This window comes from Pseudomonas gebzensis (assembly GCF_034427815.1).
GTDB lineage: Bacteria > Pseudomonadota > Gammaproteobacteria > Pseudomonadales > Pseudomonadaceae > Aquipseudomonas.
This window is the reverse complement of record NZ_JAXQNS010000001.1, coordinates 672,280-688,036: the sequence shown is the minus strand read 5'-3', so window position 1 is coordinate 688,036 and position 15,757 is coordinate 672,280. Positions and strand designations below refer to the sequence as shown.

Annotated in this window: 16 protein-coding genes; 10 read left to right on the top strand and 6 right to left on the bottom strand. The window is 62.4% G+C overall.

Going from position 1 to position 15,757, the window contains the following annotated elements; all coding sequences use genetic code 11:
* Positions 1-11: 11 nt before the first annotated feature.
* The gene (locus SJI00_RS03310) at positions 12-761 is read right to left on the bottom strand and encodes an SDR family oxidoreductase (protein ID WP_322460307.1); all 750 of its coding nucleotides are present in this window, start codon (positions 759-761) and stop codon (positions 12-14) included.
* Positions 762-863: 102 nt separating this feature from the next.
* Between SJI00_RS03310 and SJI00_RS03305 the strand changes: the two genes are divergently transcribed.
* From SJI00_RS03305 to SJI00_RS03290, 4 genes are all read left to right on the top strand, one after another.
* Positions 864-1,823, top strand: a complete 960-nt coding sequence (locus SJI00_RS03305; RefSeq protein WP_322460306.1) for a LysR family transcriptional regulator — start codon at positions 864-866, stop codon at positions 1,821-1,823.
* 789 nt (positions 1,824-2,612) lie between these two features.
* Positions 2,613-3,623: a tRNA dihydrouridine(20/20a) synthase DusA gene (dusA, locus tag SJI00_RS03300; protein WP_322460305.1), complete on the top strand. Its 1,011-nt coding sequence runs from the start codon at positions 2,613-2,615 to the stop codon at positions 3,621-3,623.
* A gap of 120 nt (positions 3,624-3,743) precedes the next feature.
* On the top strand, positions 3,744-4,667 hold the full coding sequence (gene tal, locus SJI00_RS03295; protein WP_322460304.1) for a transaldolase: 924 nt from the start codon (positions 3,744-3,746) through the stop codon (positions 4,665-4,667).
* 342 nt (positions 4,668-5,009) lie between these two features.
* A complete protein-coding gene (locus SJI00_RS03290) occupies positions 5,010-6,878 on the top strand; it encodes a metallophosphoesterase family protein (protein WP_322460303.1) in 1,869 nt (622 codons plus the stop codon).
* Positions 6,879-7,191: 313 nt separating this feature from the next.
* On the opposite strand, the gene rssC is transcribed toward SJI00_RS03290, so the two are convergent.
* Positions 7,192-7,674, bottom strand: a complete 483-nt coding sequence (gene rssC / locus SJI00_RS03285; protein ID WP_322460302.1) for an anti-sigma factor antagonist RssC — start codon at positions 7,672-7,674, stop codon at positions 7,192-7,194.
* Positions 7,671-8,855, bottom strand: coding sequence for a two-component system response regulator RssB (gene rssB, locus SJI00_RS03280; protein WP_322460301.1), 1,185 nt, complete (start codon positions 8,853-8,855; stop codon positions 7,671-7,673). Before rssB ends, rssC begins: the two co-directional genes overlap by 4 nt.
* A gap of 268 nt (positions 8,856-9,123) precedes the next feature.
* Here rssB and SJI00_RS03275 point away from each other — a divergent pair, with 268 nt between their 5' ends.
* Positions 9,124-9,423 carry a PilZ domain-containing protein gene (locus SJI00_RS03275; RefSeq protein ID WP_322460300.1) on the top strand — a complete coding sequence of 100 codons (300 nt, stop codon included), beginning with the start codon at positions 9,124-9,126 and terminating at the stop codon, positions 9,421-9,423.
* Between the two features lie 39 nt (positions 9,424-9,462).
* Here the strand turns inward: SJI00_RS03275 and SJI00_RS03270 are convergent, their stop codons facing one another.
* Entirely contained in the window at positions 9,463-10,164 is a 702-nt protein-coding gene (locus SJI00_RS03270) for an MlaA family lipoprotein (protein WP_322460299.1), read from the bottom strand.
* Positions 10,165-10,343: 179 nt separating this feature from the next.
* On the opposite strand from SJI00_RS03270, the gene SJI00_RS03265 reads away from it, so the two are divergent.
* Both SJI00_RS03265 and SJI00_RS03260 read left to right on the top strand, forming a co-directional pair.
* Entirely contained in the window at positions 10,344-10,922 is a 579-nt protein-coding gene (locus SJI00_RS03265; RefSeq protein ID WP_322460465.1) for a phosphonoacetaldehyde phosphonohydrolase-related protein, read from the top strand.
* Positions 10,923-11,138: 216 nt separating this feature from the next.
* Entirely contained in the window at positions 11,139-11,402 is a 264-nt protein-coding gene (locus tag SJI00_RS03260) for a DUF4404 family protein (RefSeq protein WP_322460298.1), read from the top strand.
* Positions 11,403-11,553: 151 nt separating this feature from the next.
* Here the strand turns inward: SJI00_RS03260 and queF are convergent, their stop codons facing one another.
* Together queF and SJI00_RS03250 are read right to left on the bottom strand one after the other, a co-directional pair.
* Positions 11,554-12,384 (bottom strand): NADPH-dependent 7-cyano-7-deazaguanine reductase QueF, encoded by an 831-nt coding sequence (gene queF, locus SJI00_RS03255; protein ID WP_322460297.1) that lies wholly within the window; start codon positions 12,382-12,384, stop codon positions 11,554-11,556.
* 61 nt (positions 12,385-12,445) lie between these two features.
* Positions 12,446-13,108 carry a cupredoxin domain-containing protein gene (locus SJI00_RS03250; protein ID WP_322460296.1) on the bottom strand — a complete coding sequence of 221 codons (663 nt, stop codon included), beginning with the start codon at positions 13,106-13,108 and terminating at the stop codon, positions 12,446-12,448.
* A 151-nt stretch (positions 13,109-13,259) separates the two neighbouring features.
* On the opposite strand from SJI00_RS03250, the gene SJI00_RS03245 reads away from it, so the two are divergent.
* The 3 genes from SJI00_RS03245 to SJI00_RS03235 are packed head-to-tail and all read left to right on the top strand — an operon-like array spanning position 13,260 to position 15,426.
* A complete protein-coding gene (locus tag SJI00_RS03245; RefSeq protein WP_322460295.1) occupies positions 13,260-13,940 on the top strand; it encodes a heavy metal response regulator transcription factor in 681 nt (226 codons plus the stop codon).
* Complete coding sequence (locus tag SJI00_RS03240) at positions 13,937-14,074, top strand: hypothetical protein (protein ID WP_322460294.1); 138 nt, start codon at positions 13,937-13,939, stop codon at positions 14,072-14,074. The genes SJI00_RS03245 and SJI00_RS03240 overlap by 4 nt, the downstream gene beginning before the upstream one ends.
* Positions 14,071-15,426 (top strand): heavy metal sensor histidine kinase, encoded by a 1,356-nt coding sequence (locus SJI00_RS03235; protein ID WP_322460293.1) that lies wholly within the window; start codon positions 14,071-14,073, stop codon positions 15,424-15,426. The genes SJI00_RS03240 and SJI00_RS03235 overlap by 4 nt, the downstream gene beginning before the upstream one ends.
* Positions 15,427-15,757 lie beyond the last annotated feature (331 nt).

The following is a 15,757-nucleotide window of genomic DNA, read 5'->3' as shown; positions in this document are numbered from 1 at the left end:
TCTATTCCTCTTTAGAACTCTTGGACTGTTGGACGAATCACAATTTCATTGATATCTACGTCCTGAGGTTGTTCGATGGCATAGGCGATAGCACGAGCGACTGCAGCGGAAGAAATCTGGTTGGCTTGGTAGTAGCCTTCTACCAGCTCCGCAGTAGCGCTATCGCCGGTGTGCTGTTTAAGCTCTGACTCAACCGCGCCGGGAGAGATGATTGTTGAGCGGATGTTATGGCCAAGCTCACTACGCAACCCCTCGGCAATCGCCCGTACAGCGAACTTGGTAGCGCTGTAGACACTGCCGATAGGTGCGAAGACTTTGATACCGGCTACTGATGAGATGTTGATGATATGCCCGCTGCTCTGAGCCTCGAAGGCTGGCAATACGGCCGCGATACCGTAAAGCACGCCTTTTATGTTGATGTCGATCATGCGATCCCATTCATCAACCCTGAGCTTACTGATAGGCGCCAACGGCATGATGCCTGCGTTATTGACCAGCACGTCGATTCGGCCAAACCTCTCGACGCCGGCGGCTGCCAACGCTTTTAGATCCTCTTGACGCGTCACGTCGGTTTGCACTGCGATGGCTTGGCCGCCTTCAGCTGCAATCTCCGCGACTATTTGATCAAGCCGTGCTAGCCGCCGGGCACCCAGAACAACCCGTGCACCTCCACGAGCCAGGAGGCGCGCTGTAGCCTCGCCCAAGCCGCTGCTGGCACCCGTAATGATGACAACTTTGCCTGCAATGTTTGATCGGCTCATGCCAAGACTCTTCACTGTTGGAGAGGTGCGTGACACCCTATCCTTCAATGGCCAACCAAATAATAGGTAAAATGCTTATTTACAAACAACCACGAGTTGCCCATGGACCGTCTTCGAGCTATCGAAATCTTCATCAAATCCGCCGATCTGGGCAGCTTCTATAAGGCTGCCGCAGTCCTAGGTGTAACCCCTCAAGCGGTTAGCAAAGCTGTTCGTCAGTTGGAGACTGAGCTGGGATTGCAGCTGTTCAGGCGCTCGCGGAGGAACTCCAGCCTAACCGAAGAGGGGCGCACCTTCCTCGAACGAACCAGAGGCGGGGTTGCGGCCCTGGCATCGGCATGGGAACAGACTCGACAGGCCACTGCTTCTGACCAAGGACTCATCCGTCTGACAGCACCATTGAGCTTATGCAAAAACCTCATACTGCCACTGATCAAGAGCTTTCAGCAGGCTCATCCAGCTGTTGAATTCGATCTGGTTGCGGAGGATCGATACACAGATATCGTGAGCGCCGGCATTGATGTTGGCTTCCGATCAGGTTTCTCCCCCGAAGGTCAGCTCGTGGTGAGGGAGCTGTTGCGACTCCAACTGATCGCGTGCGCCTCTCCAAAATATCTGGATCAACACGGCGCTCCTGTTACCCGCATGGATCTAGTCAATCATTCGTGCATCGGCAGCCGGCGGCCAAACACCGGCCGGGTCATTCCTTGGGAATTCAATGTCGATGGCATCGCCGAGTATGAGCCTGTTCATGTCTCATTCTGTACCAATGATGTTGGTACAGAACTGCAGGCGGCTTTGGCGGGCATGGGTATAGGGATGATCGATGGTATAATCGCCGCCCCTCACCTACGGAACGGCGAACTGGTTCCTCTATTCTGCAACAGCATTAGCCAGCGCTACGCGATCTTTCTTTATCATGCTCATCAGCCTGACATGCCTCGGCGCGTCCAACGGTTCATTGAACACGCGGCCCTACATATCGAACAGCAGGCCGACAGTTTTCGCTTTGATGAAAGAGAACTTTCATCGTTGCATCTGAAATACTTAGAAAATCGCTGAAAACATTCAAACAGTTGGGCGAGGATAACGAGTCACTCTTAGCAGGTCTGGTAGCCGCTTTTTATTTATACCAACGCCGCTGACAAGCTCCTGATTTACTGCAGATATAGAAAGGCTTATACGTACTGTAGGTGCAAAGCTGCACGGGTCGACTCTTGGCTGATTGCTGCCCTATACAAAAGCTGGAATGGGTTGCAAGCTGCTATCATTTGGTTCGCCTCATATTCCCAGGTAGCGCGAGCCAGCGACAGTACCGAACCAAAGTGAGCCAGGTCATTGCCAGCAGTTTGCGGCTTCGCTGCATCATCCCCTCGGCTCATGCCTCACAATGCGTAGTCGACTAGCGCCTTCTGCGAAACGTCTGAGTCGATTACGCCGGCCAGGGGGCTGCACTGGATGGCTCCAAGCGTGCGCCGCTTACTCTCCCCAAGGGGCCGCGACTTCTAAGCCTGCAACAGATAGCACTCGATCATGTGCCAGACCGCTAGCCTCTGACCTATGGCCCGATCAACGGCGCCAGGCTCGGATAGCGCCGTTTTACTACGCTTGGCCCACGCCTGGACAGTCTGCTTCGGGCGAAGATCTGGGCTTCTTGATAGACTACAACACCATTTTTTCTTGAGACTGATCTGGACGGTGCAGCTAACCGTATCGTCAGTCTTTCCCCTGCTCTGATCGTTGCCAGGACTTCCAGTGATACAAGCGCAGTTTGAGGTAGTGCAGCTCACCAATGTCACACCTCAACCGCTCAACGAATCTGGAAATTGGTACATAAACGCGTAAGCCACAATGCCCTTAAATACCGAATCAAAGCCAGCAACCACGCACCCTGAGCCCTGCCGCCGCTTCAGCGTCGCCCCCATGATGGACTGGACCGACCGCCACTGCCGCTTCTTCCTGCGCCTCCTCTCCAAACAAACCCTCCTCTACACCGAAATGGTCACCACCGGCGCCCTGCTCCACAACGACGCCCACCGTTTCCTCCAGCACCACGAAACCGAACACCCCCTGGCCCTGCAACTCGGCGGCAGCACCCCGGCGGACCTCGCCGCCTGCGCCAAGCTCGCCGAAGCGGCCGGCTACGATGAGGTAAACCTCAATGTCGGCTGCCCGAGCGACCGGGTGCAGAACAACATGATCGGCGCCTGCCTCATGGCCCACCCCGCGCTGGTCGCTGACTGCGTGAAGGCCATGCGCGATGCGGTCGCTACGCCGGTCACGGTCAAGCACCGCATCGGCATCAACGGTCGTGACGGCTATGCCGAGCTGTGCGACTTCGTCGGTCAGGTGCGCGATGCCGGTTGCCGCAGCTTCACCGTGCATGCGCGTATCGCCATCCTCGAGGGCCTGTCGCCGAAGGAGAACCGTGAAGTGCCGCCGCTGCGCTATGACGTGGCGGCGCAACTGAAGGCTGACTTCCCGGACCTGGAGATCGTGCTGAACGGCGGGATCAAGACGCTGGACGCGTGCGAGGCGCACTTGCAGACCTTCGATGGGGTGATGCTGGGGCGTGAGGCGTATCACAATCCGTACCTGCTGGCCGAGGTGGATCAGCGGCTGTTCGGCAGCGCGGCGCCGGTGATCACGCGGGCCGAGGCGTTGGCGCAGTTGCGGCCGTACATCGTGGCGCACATCGAAAGCGGTGGTGCGATGCACCATGTGACGCGGCACATTTTGGGGCTGGGTCAGGGCTTTGCGGGGGCGCGGCGGTTTCGGCAGTTGTTGTCGTCGGACATTCACAAGCATCCGCAGCCGTTGGTGGTGCTGGATCAGGCCGCTGAGCTGTTGGCAGGCCGGTGAACTGAACCTGACCGGGCCGCTCTGACTCGAAGCCTACAGTCCGATCCGACTTGCCCTACCGCCTTGAGCGAAGTACGGGCGTCGGGTACTGTCGAGCACTCGCAAAGGAAAGAGCACGCCATGACCTCCAAGCTGGAACAACTCAAGCAGTTCACCACCGTGGTCGCCGACACCGGTGACCTGGATGCAATCACTCGGCTGAAGCCGGTCGATGCCACCACCAACCCGTCGCTGCTGCTCAAAGCGGCCGACATCGCGGGTTACGCCGACTTGCTGGGCAAGGTCAAGGCGGATGCCAAGGGCAACGTCGATCTGGCCTGCGATCAGTTCGCGGTGACGATGGGCAGTGGGATTCTGAAGGCGATTCCGGGGCGTATTTCCACTGAGGTCGATGCGCGGCTGTCGTTCGACGAGGCGGCGCTGCTGAACAAGGCGCGGCACCTGATCGAGCTGTATGACAAAGCCGGTGTGGGCCGTGACCGCGTGCTGATCAAGCTGGCCTCGACCTGGGAAGGCATCCGCGCGGCCGAGAAGCTGGAGAAGGAAGGCATTCAGACCAACCTGACGCTGCTGTTCTCCTTCGCCCAGGCGCAGGCGTGTGCCGATGCGGGGGTGTTCCTGATTTCGCCGTTCGTGGGCCGTATCTACGACTGGTACAAGAAGAGTACCGGCCAGGAATACACCGGCGCTGCCGACCCGGGTGTCGAGTCGGTCACGAAGATCTACAACTACTACAAGACCAACGGTTACAAGACCGTGGTGATGGGTGCGAGCTTCCGCAACCTCAATCAGATCGAGCAACTGGCAGGGTGTGATCGCCTGACCATCAGCCCGGAACTGCTGGAGAAGCTGGGCCAGGACGAAGGCGAATTGCCGCGCCGCCTCCAGCCGGGCAATGCCGGTGAGGCCAAGCAGCAATTGAACGAAAGCCAGTTCCGCTGGGCGCACAATGAAGATGCCATGGCCACCGAGAAGCTGGCCGAGGGCATTCGTCAGTTCGCCCGTGACCAGGAAAAACTCGAAGCGGTGATGGCGAAGAAATAAGCGACGGGTGTATGCGGTGGTGCTGATCCGTTATGTGGGGTTGGGATCGGTCAGGGCTGCTTTGCAGCCCATCGCGGCAATAGCCGCACCTGCAGGGGGCTGTTTTTCCTGCTGGGGTGACCATGGACAGCCATCCCGATCTTGTTGGAGCAGCCGGTCGGGTGCTCCAACAAAACGGCGTCGATGCCTTATAAAACAGCGCCGATCTGTTGCAGCGGTTCGTTAGGCGCCCTGGTCAGGCGTGGTGGGTCGCGAAGCGGCCCTGATCACGATCGGGTATCACGGCTTTGTAAACTGTCTTCGACTCTACTGTCCTCTTCCTCTTTCAACCTCTGAATCCCAATGACCTCTCCCCTCCCCTGTATCCTCGCCGGCCCTGTGCTGCGGCGTCTCGAACCTTCTCGGCTGGCGATCTGGCTGGTGGCCACGCGGCCGCTTGCGCCGGTGTTCAGCATGCCGGGCCAAGCCTGTGAGACCACCTGCACCGTGGTGCCGGTCGGGCGCGAGGCGTTCGTGCACTTGCTGGACGTGCATTTCGCGGCGCCCCTGCCGGTCGATACTATGCTGCCCTACGACGTGCAGATGCCTGGTCTGGGCGGCGTGCGGGACTGGGCGGCGCACCTGCTCTACCCGGGTGAGTCGCAGCCGAACCTGGTGTTGCGCGGGCGCTTCGATCAGTTGCTGCATGGGTCCTGCCGCAAGCCGCACCACCCGGCGCGTGATGGCCTGCTGTGCGCGGATGAGCTGCTGCTGGGCTGCGAGGCGCCGCAGGATCGACCGGCTGCGCTGTTGATGACGGGCGATCAAGTGTATGCCGACGATGTGGCCGGGCCCATGCTGCGGGCAATCCACCAGCTCATCGAGCGGCTCGGGCTGTTCGATGAGACGCTGGAGGACGCCTGCATCGACCACACTCAGGCGCTGCATGGCGACCTTGCCTACTACTACCGCCGTGCGGAGCTGCTGCCCAGCCATGCGGGGACCGAGGGGCTGAAGCGGCGGTTCTTCGGCGGCAAGCGCAAGCCGATCTTTTCCTCGGCCAATGCGGACAACCACCTGGTGAGCTTTGCCGAGGTGATGGCGATGTACCTGCTGGTGTGGTCGCCGGTGCCGTGGACGCTGGTCGATCTGCAGATGCCCGCAGGGCTAGCGCCGCAGCATCAGCAGCGCTATGGCGAGGAGCTGCCGCACATCGAGGGCTTTGCCCGTGGGCTGGATCGGGTGGCGCGGGTGATGGCGCACCTGAGCTGCCTGATGATCTTCGATGACCACGATGTGACCGATGACTGGAACCTGTCGCTGCTGTGGGAACAGACCGCCTATGGCCATCCGTTCTCGCGGCAGATTCTTGGCAATGCGCTGTTCGGGTATCTGTTGTGTCAGGGCTGGGGCAACGATCCGGATCGCTGTGGCGGGCTTGTCGAGGCGGCCATCGAGCTACTGGACGCCAAGCAGACGCTGAATGCCGAGCGTCACGATGCGCTGATCGAACGGCTGCTGGGCTTTCAGGGCTGGCACTACGCGCTGGCCAGCGATCCGCCTTTGCTGGTGCTCGACACGCGCACCCGGCGCTGGCGTAACGAGGATCGACCGCACAAACCCTCTGGGCTGCTGGATTGGGAGGGCTTGTGCGAGTTGCAGCAGGCGCTGCTGGATCATCCTTCGGCGGTCATCGTGTCTCCCGCGCCGATCTTCGGGGTGAAGTTGATCGAAACGGTACAGCGGGTGTTCAGCTGGCTGGGGTATCCGCTGCTGGTCGATGCGGAGAACTGGATGGCCCATCGCGAGGGCGCGCAGACCATACTGAATATCTTCCGCCACTCACGCACGCCGGGGCATTACGTGATTCTCTCGGGGGATGTGCATTACTCGTTCGTCTATGAAGTGCTGATCCGCCAGCGCCAGCACAGCCCGCACCTGTGGCAGGTGACCAGCAGCGGCATCAAGAACCAGTTCCCCAAGCGCTTGCTCGATGTGCTGGACCGGCTCAATCGCTGGCTGTATTCGCCGCACTCGCCGCTCAATGGCTTTACCAAGCGCCGTGAGATGCAGGTGGAGCCGCGCACGCCGAGTAGCCGGCAGGCGGGGGAACGGCTGTGGAACAGCGCGGGGCTGGGGCAGGTGTTTTTCGATGAGGATGGGCGGCCGGCGCGGGTGTATCAGTTGAATTCGGACGGGAGGGAGAAGACGGAGTTCGTGGGTAAGGCATGAAGGCAGGGTCTGCCGCGCTTTGCAGCTGAAGTTGCCATTTTGATGGCGTGCTGGCACGAACGATTTCTCCCGGCCCACGCGCACATGTAGGAGCGACTTCAGTCGCGATGGGCTGCGCAGCAGGCCTAATGGCTACAGTCGCGTTGTTGTCTGGCGTTATGGGTTGCATGCGTTAGGGCGGCTGACCGGGGCGCCGGACCGGCCACTCCTACACTGAGCGCGTACAGGCCGGAAGCGGGCTGAATTTAGACGGATCGTGAGCGCGTGCCGAAGCAACCACATCGAGCCGCTTTTCAGGCGCTGATCATTGGTTTCAGGTGCGTTCCAGCGCATTCACCAGATCGCGGAACGCTTCGCGGTTCGACTCGTTCAAGCCCATCAGAATACGGTGCGCTTCGAGCACCTTGGCGCGCACCACATCTTCGCTCTGATCCTGCGGCGGCAGGTCATCGAGGCACTCCGGGCACGGCAGCGGGTGATCGACGATGTTGAACACCTGCTCGAAGCCCATCGACTGCAGCAGGCGCGAGATGTCGGGGTGGGTGGTGACCACGGTCGGCAGCAGGCCGACCTGTTGGCGCGAAAGGATCGACAGCTTGGCCAGCAGGCCCAGCGTGGTGCTGTCCATGCTCTCGGTTTCGGTGAGGTCAATGACGATGTTGGAGAAGCTTCGCGAGCTGAAGATCTTCTCGATCGTGGCATCCAAAGCGGTGCACAAGGTCAGACGCACTTCACCGACGAACTTCAGCACAAACGTGCCGGCTTCTTCGGCAAACTGGATTCTTCCAGTACTCATTGCAGGTTCCTGCTCAACACCAATAGGGCGATATCATCCGGCATCTCCCCAAGCGTAGCCAATCCGAATCGTTGGCGCAGGCCATCCAGGCTGCCCCCGCCTGCCTTGACCACCTCGGGCAAGCCAGCTTCTTTCTCTTTGAGGGTGCTCCCGGGCAAAAGGTCCAGGATGCCGTCCGACAACAGGGTCAGGCTGAACTGCGGTGGCAGCTCCAGCACATGGTCCTGATAGGTCGCCTCTTCGAACAACCCCACCGGTAGCCCGCGCCCTTCCAGGTAACGGGCCTGGCCGGGGCTGTACAGCACCGGCAGCGGCAGGTGGCCGCCAACCGCGTAGGTCAGCAGGCCGGTGTCTTCGTCGATGATGCCGCCGACCATGGTCACGTGCTTGCCGAGCTTGCAGTTGATCAGGCCGCGGTTGATGTGGCCGAGCACATCGGACGGTTTGAAATCACGCAGGCTGCTGTTGCGCTTGAATTCGAACATCAGGCGAGTGGTCATGAACTTCAGCAGGACGGTCACGAAGGCTGACGATGCGCCGTGCCCGGAGACATCGGCCAGATAAAAGGCGATACGCGTTTCATCGATGCGGAAGTAATCGACGAAATCCCCCGACAGGTACAACGAGGGAATGATCTGGTGCTCGAAGGCGATGCCCGAAGCGCTCCACGGGCTCTGCGGCAGCATGTTCATCTGCACCTGGCGCCCGGCGGTCTGGTCTTCCTGAAGCAGGTGCAGGCTGGCTTCGAGTTCGCGGTTGGCGGTTTCCAGCTTTTCGCGGTAGCGCAGGTTTTCCTGCTGCAGGTGCGCGCGCTCCAGGGCGCGGTGCACCGACAGTTCGAGTACGGCGAGGTCTTCGAGCGGCTTGATCAGGTAGTCGGCAGCGCCCAGGCGCAACGCCTCGACAGCATCGGTCATCACCCCGGCACCCGAGACGACGATCACCGGCAACTGCGGTGCTTGCTCGTTGAGGGTGCGGATCAGCTCGAGCCCGCCCATGTTCGGCATGCGCAGGTCGCAGATGACGAGGTCGGGGGGCTGCTGTGCGAAGGTCTGGAGACCCGCTTGGCCGTTGCTGGCCTGAAGCACGCGAAAACCGCTGTCTTCGAGATAGGCGGCGAGGCTCGCCCGTACTACGTCGTCGTCGTCGATGATCAGCAGCGTTGCACTGGTTTTCTGCATGTGGGCGAACGGCGCCAGAAATAGGTTGGCGTAGCCCTGCAAGGTGGCTGGCAGGCACTACTGGATTCTCTCTGGCCACTCTTCGCTGGGCAATGGACCGGGAAGTTGGCCATCAACCCAGGGTAGAAATGCCCTGTAAGGCGCAGACGGTACTCCCATCCGCCAGGCGTTTCAAGCGCGAAGGGGGCGACGATCCTGCACTTTACAGGCGAAATCGCCGGGAGTTATAAGAAAGTTCTCAAGCCCTACCAGATGGAAGGTTGTCCCTATGTCACAGACGCCCCAGAACTACAGCGAGAAGCGCGATTTCATCCGGATGCGCGTCGATGCGGCCGCCAGTCTGCTGCACGAAGGTGAAGTGATTGCCGCCGTGTGCCTGGACCTGTCCAGCAGCGGCATGCAGGTGCAGGCGCCGCAGCAGTTTCAGGTGGGTGATCGCCTGCAGGTGCGTATCGAGTCGGAACATGCCGCGCTCACCGGGTTGCAGGCCAGCACCGAAGTGGTGTGGATCGCCGATCAGCCCGACGGGGAACAGAAACTGGGGCTGCGCATCCTCAACATGCGCTGAGCCGCGCGTCTGCCGCGCGGCTCAGGGACAGCGGATCGATCAGAAGTCGTCTTCGACTTCGCCGTCCTTGACGCGGAACTCGCGGTTCTGCAGGTAGGCGTTGCGAATGAAGATGTACTTGTCGCCGCTGATCAGCTTCTCGGCCGAGAGCAGTTGCGCGCGGGTGTCGACAATGTCCATCGCCAGGATCGAGTTGCGGGTCGGTACGTGGTCGATGTAGCGGTACGGCCTGGTGTAGGTGTCCGGGTAACGCGCCAACCCGTCACGCACAGTGCTTGGGCCCAGCAGCGGGATGACCACGTACGGCCCGCTCGGTACGCCCCAGTAGCCCAGGGTCTGGCCGAAGTCTTCATCGCTGCGCTGCAGCCCCATGCGGGTGCCGACATCGAACAGGCCACCGATGCCGAAGGTGGTGTTGAAGATGATCCGCGCGGTGTCGATGCCCGCTTCGCGGTACTTCAACTGCAACACGTTGTTGGCCAGGTTGGTGACGTCGCCAACGTTGCTGAACACGTTGTGGATGCCGTCTTCGACGAACTGTGGCGTGACGGCCTGATAGCCCTTGGCCAGAGGCTTCAGCGCATAGGTATCGAGCACGTCGTTGAACCGGAAGATCGGCCGGTTGACGGCTTCCCAGGGGTCTTCCTCGGTGGCGGCCTGGGTTGCCGTGATCGGTGCCAGCAGCAAGCTGGCACAGATACAGGCCTGGGTGACGCGATCAATCACGCCGGTCCTACGCATAAATGCTTCTCCATCGAGGGTCCATGACGGCATCGCAAGGGGCGGCTGCCTGACAAAGCGCCAGTATAAGGGGTCCGCTGCCGATGAACAGTCTTGCCTTCACACTGGGAAAGATTGCCCTCTGTCATGTAACGGTCACGCCGTCGTTCTAGGGTGGAGGTTCTTTCATGGACGTTGCCATGCCACACGCCTCCTCCCCCTCACCCGCCCGCCTCACTGCCGTGCTGTTCAGCCTGCGCGGTTGCCTGGTGCACGTTGACGATGACGGCGCCCATCCCACACCGGGGGCGTTGGCGTGCCTGGCCCATCTGGCCGAACGGTCGCTGCCCTGCCTGTGGCTGGACGCAGGCGCCAGTGCCGAGCACAGTCGACTGGCCGCCGTCCTGCCGCAAGGCCTGCCCCGACAGGTCGGCGCGTCACGGCCCTGGCCAGCCCCGGATGCCTGCTGGCAAGCCTTGATGGCTTTGGGCTGCGAGCACTTGCACGGGGGGGTGGTGGTCAGCGCTGAACCCACGCTGCTGCAATCGGCGCTCAATGCCGGGCTCTGGACCGTGGGCCTGGCTGCCTGCACTCCACCGTGTGCGCACAGTGCCCGCCAATGGCAGGGTTTGAGCGAAAGCGCGCAGGTCAAGGCGCGGGGTGAGGCTACGCTGGCGCTGTACGCCCTGGGCGTGCATTCGGTGATCGACCACCTCGAGGCCCTGCCCTTGTGCCTGACCGATATCGCCCAGCGGCTGGCCAAGGGTGAGAAGCCTTAGCGCCTGCGTGAAAAGCCTTCACCCTCGGCCAGGCCGCACGGAACACAGCCAGCGGTCGGGCATGCCTTTCACCTCACCCTCGCCCAACCTGCCCAAGCCCTGCGCTTGACGCCCATCATGCAAAGTCACAGGCAGTGGATGACGCTTGCAGGCACGTCAGAAACCTTTACCTGACTCTCAAGGTCCATGCCTTAAGTCATTGATGGAGTACGCCCCATGTCCGCCCCCGAACTGCAAGAGCGCCTCAACAGCCTGCGCGACCAACTCGATCGCAACGTGCCGCTTTCCGATGAGGAAGTGGCCAGCCTGCATGAAGAGGCGCGCGAGATCGAAGCGCAACTGAAACTCGAAGAAGCCACGGCTGACAACAACGTGGTCGACGGCGTGAATCTGGCCATCGAACGCTTCGAGGTCGAACACCCTGACCTCACCGCCACCCTGCGCAGCATCGCCAATTCGCTGCACAGCATGGGCATCTGAGGCGTCCAGGCCAGGCAACTGCCGGAGGGCGTCTTGCCCGAAGGGTGTTCACTCGTGCGACCGGGCCGCTGCGCGGCCCATCACGGCAATTCGGCGCGCTGGGCCGGCGCTTCCTCCAGGGCCACCTTGCGCGGCCTTTTTTAGTGCTCGCTTACTGGCGCACCAGGCGCAGGTTGCGCGGGGTGATCGCCGCGCTGCTGCGGTACGGGTTGATGTCCAGGCCGCCGCGGCGCACGTAGCGGGCGTACACGGTCAGGTGCTGCGGGTCGAGCAATTGCTTGAGGTCAAGGTAGATGCGCTCGACGCACTGCTCGTGGAAGTCGGCGTGCTGGCGGAAGCTCACCAGGTAGGCCAGCAGGCTTGCGTGGTCCAGCGCCGGGCCTTGGTAGTCGACCACCACGCTGCCCCAGTCGGGCTGGCTGGTCACCGGGCAGTTGGACTTGAGCAAGTGGCTGTGCAGGGTTTCTTCGACCATGCGCTCGGGGTTGCAGGCCAGCAGCTCGGGTTGTGGGTGGTCATAGCTGCTGACGGTGATATCCAGCGCATCGATGCACAGCCCAGGCAGCGCCGTGGTGCCTTCCTCCTCCACTTCGCCCAAGGTGCGCACGCGCACGGCCACCGGTTTGCCGGCAGCGGCCGACAAGTCTTTTTCCAGGCACACGCGCAACTCGCCTGGCGTGGCGAACACGGTCTGGTTCAGCGAGTTGAGGTAGAGCTTGAACGACTTGGACTCGATGATGTTCGGCGAATCGGCTGGGATGGCGAACTCGCCGATAGCCACCACCGGCTTGCCCGAGGGCAGCAGCCACGACAACTCGAAGCAGTTCCAGTAGTCCACGCCCTGCCAGGGCAGGGTCTGCGCGGTCACGCCCAGCTCGGTCCATTTGGCCTGGCGTGGGATCGGGAACAGCAGCGATGGCGTGTAGGTGGCGACGTATTCGCTGGATTTGCCCAGCGGCGAGGTTTCGGCGGAAGGATGCATGAGATCGGCCCTGCAGAGTCAAATGCCGACCAGTTTACCGATTTTTCCTAGCGCCTGTGGCTCACTCGATGGTCAGCGGCCCGACCATCCCTGCCTGATAGTGCCCCGGCACGTTGCAGGCGAACTCGATCGGCGCCGACGACGTGAAGGTCCAGGTCAGTTCGGCGCGCTGGCCTGGCTGCACCAGCACGGTGTTGCCGCCGCCGTGGCCGTGGCCGGCATCGCCGTGGGCCATGCCGGCATGGGCGCCGGGCGTCTGACCGTGGTCCATCCCCGCGTGTCCGCCAGCAGCCCCGCCATGCGCCATCCCGGCCTGGTCAGTCGCAGCCTCGCCATGGCCCTTCGCCGCCGGCCCACCCGCAGCTTCACCATTGGCCTTCCCCGCCGGCTCACCCGCAGCCCCACCGTGCGCCATCCCCCCCTGCCCAGCCGCAGCGAACGTCTTGCCCTGCAGGGCGAGCATCTCTTTCTGGTGCTCGACATGCATGGCCTTGTCGCCAAGGTTGAACTCATGCGGCAACTGACCTTCATTGATCAGCACGAAGCGCACCGTTTCGCCGGCCTTGACCTGCAACGTGGTGGGCTCGAAGGCGATGTCCTTCATCAACACTTCGACGCTCCGGGTGGCCTTCTCGGCCGAGGCGGGCTCGCCGAAGGCAAAGGTCTCGGCAAGCGCCGGCAGGCTGAGCAGCGACAAGGCGGCGGTAAGCAACAGCGGTTTCATAGGAACTCCAGAACCCATCGAACAGTGACCGCAACCTTACCCAGCCAGCGCTGGCACTGACCTGACACGCAGATTACAAAGCTGTCAGCTTGGCCCGCATCGGCGCGCCTGTCGTATCCTTGCCCTCCCCGCCTCTGGAAAAAGCCAGCCCATGAAACTGCTGATCGTCGAAGACCAGGCCAAGACTGGCCAGTACCTCTGCCAAGGCCTGCGCGAGGCGGGCTTCAGCACGGAGTTGGCCAGTGACGGCGATAGCGGTCAGCACTTGGCCTTGACCGGTGATTACGACCTGCTGCTGCTTGACGTGATGCTGCCCGGTCGCGATGGCTGGCAGATCGTGCAAAGCGTGCGCCAGGCCGGGCTGGAAACGCCCGTGCTGTTTCTCACCGCCCGCGACACCATCGAAGACCGCGTGCGCGGCCTGGAACTGGGCGCCGACGACTACCTGGTCAAGCCGTTCGCCTTTGCCGAGCTGTTGGCGCGGGTACGCAGCCTGCTGCGCCGCGGCGCCAGCACCGCGCACGACACCTGCCTGAGCCTTGCCGACCTGCGCCTTGACCTGATCCGCCGCCGCGTCGAGCGTGCCGGGCGGCGCCTGGACCTCACCGCCAAGGAGTTCGCGTTGCTGGAACTGCTGCTGCGCCGCCAGGGCGAGGTGCTACCCAAATCGTTGATCGCCTCGCAGGTCTGGGACATGAATTTCGACAGCGACACCAATGTCATCGAAGTCGCGATTCGCCGCCTGCGGCTGAAAATCGATGACGCGCATTCCGCCAAATTGATCCACACCGTACGCGGCATGGGTTACGTGCTCGAAGAGCGCGCCGAATGAAGCTCGACAGTGGTGCCAACGTGATTGAAGGGGCGATCCGCCGCCTGCTGCTCGACGGCGAGGATGCGCATACCGCGAGACTGATCCACCCGGTGAAAGGCATGCTTTACGTGCTCCAAGCGAGCGCCGGATGATGTCGCGTCTGTCTCTGGGTATGCGGTTGGGCCTGTTGTTCGCCGCCTGCACCGCAGCGGTGTCGTTGACCGCCGGGCTGCTGTTCAGCCAGGCCAGTGCCCGGCATTTCATCGAGCTCGACCAACAGTTGCTTGATGCGCGACTGTCGCAGTGGCGCACCCAATTGAATCGTCTGCACGAGAAGCCGGACCTGGCGCCGCGCCTGGCCGAGCTGCGCGCTCAACTCGGCCATCAGGCCGACCTGGCCCTGCGCATTCAAAGCGCGCAGGGCGATACCTGGTTCACCAGTCGCAGTGAGCTGCCACCCGCGCCGACCCAGCCAGGGTTGACCACCCAGCATGCCAACGGCATTGACTACCGCAGCCTGGACGCTCCGCTGTACGCCCAGCAACCGCAGTCGCCACGCCTGACGCTTTACCTCGACATCACCCACCACCAGCATTTCCTGCAGCGCATGCAGCAGCTGATCTGGCTCACTGTCGGGCTATCTGCGCTGGCCACGGCGCTGCTCGGCGCCTGGGCGGTGCGCCGCGGCCTGCGCCCGCTGCGGCAGATGGGCAAGGTGGCCGCCAGTGTCTCGGCGCGCTCGCTGACCACGCGCCTGCCCGCCGCGCAGCTGCCCGAAGAGCTGGCCGAACTGGCCACTGCGGTGAACGCGATGCTGCACCGCCTGGACGATGCCTTTCAGCGCCTGTCCGCGTTCTCGGCCGACATCGCCCATGAGCTGCGCACGCCGCTGTCCAACCTGCTGACCCAGACCCAGGTCACCCTCACCCACCCGCGCAGCCTGGAGCAGTACCGCGAGGCGCTGCATGGCAACCTGGAAGAGCTGCAGCGCATGGCGCAGATGGTCAATGACATGCTGTTTCTGGCCAAGGCTGACCATGGCCTGCTAGTGCCAGGGCAGCAGCCGTTGCAGCTCGAAGACGAAGTGGATGCGTTGCTGGAGTATTACGCGGTGCTGGCCGAAGACGCCGAGGTGCGCTTGAGCCGAGAGGGCCACGCCGCGTTGAGAGGGGATCGCCACATGCTGCGCCGCGCCCTGTCCAACCTGATCGATAATGCCCTGCGCTTTACCCCGGCAGGCGGGGAGATCCGCGTCAGCCTGACCCCTGGCGTGCAATTGTGCGTAGCCAATACCGGCCCGGCCATCGACCCGGAGGTGCTGCCGCGACTGTTCAACCGCTTCTACCGCGCAGACCCCGCGCGCAGCGACAGCGGGCGTGAGCATGCCGGGTTGGGGCTGGCCATTACTCGCTCGATCATCCAGGCGCATGGCGGGGAGATTCAGGTCGAGAGTGAGGGTGGGTGGACACGGGTGAGGATTGAGTTGCCCGTTGAGGCCGTGTGAGCGGCCGGTTGGGTATCGGAGGGGGGAGTCAGGGATCGCGTAAGAAACAGTCAAATGGAGGGTGTGGCATTGGCCCGGCTGCGCCGGGCATCGCGACTAACCGGAGCGCTGGACCGGCCGCTTCTACACGACCGCGAGATTCCCACGCACCACGCGGTTCCGGAGCGACTTGAGTCGCGATGGTCATCCCCTTGAGCGGCTTCAGTCGCGATGGCTATCCCGCTTGTGGGAGCGGCTTCAGCCGCGATGGCCGGCAAAGCCGGCCTGATTCAGCCAGCACGCCAGGCCGGAAGAACGGGCATCCCAGCGCACGCGCCCAACCCGAATTCTG

What these genes read in the sequence shown, in the direction of transcription:
- SJI00_RS03310 (WP_322460307.1), bottom strand. Translation starts at nt 761, where the DNA reads ATGAGCCGATCAAACATTGCAGGCAAAGTTGTCATCATTACGGGTGCC.
- SJI00_RS03305 (WP_322460306.1), top strand. Translation starts at nt 864, where the DNA reads ATGGACCGTCTTCGAGCTATCGAAATCTTCATCAAATCCGCCGATCTG.
- dusA (WP_322460305.1), top strand. Translation starts at nt 2,613, where the DNA reads ATGCCCTTAAATACCGAATCAAAGCCAGCAACCACGCACCCTGAGCCC.
- tal (WP_322460304.1), top strand. Translation starts at nt 3,744, where the DNA reads ATGACCTCCAAGCTGGAACAACTCAAGCAGTTCACCACCGTGGTCGCC.
- SJI00_RS03290 (WP_322460303.1), top strand. Translation starts at nt 5,010, where the DNA reads ATGACCTCTCCCCTCCCCTGTATCCTCGCCGGCCCTGTGCTGCGGCGT.
- rssC (WP_322460302.1), bottom strand. Translation starts at nt 7,674, where the DNA reads ATGAGTACTGGAAGAATCCAGTTTGCCGAAGAAGCCGGCACGTTTGTG.
- rssB (WP_322460301.1), bottom strand. Translation starts at nt 8,855, where the DNA reads ATGCAGAAAACCAGTGCAACGCTGCTGATCATCGACGACGACGACGTA.
- SJI00_RS03275 (WP_322460300.1), top strand. Translation starts at nt 9,124, where the DNA reads ATGTCACAGACGCCCCAGAACTACAGCGAGAAGCGCGATTTCATCCGG.
- SJI00_RS03270 (WP_322460299.1), bottom strand. Translation starts at nt 10,164, where the DNA reads ATGCGTAGGACCGGCGTGATTGATCGCGTCACCCAGGCCTGTATCTGT.
- SJI00_RS03265 (WP_322460465.1), top strand. Translation starts at nt 10,344, where the DNA reads ATGCCACACGCCTCCTCCCCCTCACCCGCCCGCCTCACTGCCGTGCTG.
- SJI00_RS03260 (WP_322460298.1), top strand. Translation starts at nt 11,139, where the DNA reads ATGTCCGCCCCCGAACTGCAAGAGCGCCTCAACAGCCTGCGCGACCAA.
- queF (WP_322460297.1), bottom strand. Translation starts at nt 12,384, where the DNA reads ATGCATCCTTCCGCCGAAACCTCGCCGCTGGGCAAATCCAGCGAATAC.
- SJI00_RS03250 (WP_322460296.1), bottom strand. Translation starts at nt 13,108, where the DNA reads ATGAAACCGCTGTTGCTTACCGCCGCCTTGTCGCTGCTCAGCCTGCCG.
- SJI00_RS03245 (WP_322460295.1), top strand. Translation starts at nt 13,260, where the DNA reads ATGAAACTGCTGATCGTCGAAGACCAGGCCAAGACTGGCCAGTACCTC.
- SJI00_RS03240 (WP_322460294.1), top strand. Translation starts at nt 13,937, where the DNA reads ATGAAGCTCGACAGTGGTGCCAACGTGATTGAAGGGGCGATCCGCCGC.
- SJI00_RS03235 (WP_322460293.1), top strand. Translation starts at nt 14,071, where the DNA reads ATGATGTCGCGTCTGTCTCTGGGTATGCGGTTGGGCCTGTTGTTCGCC.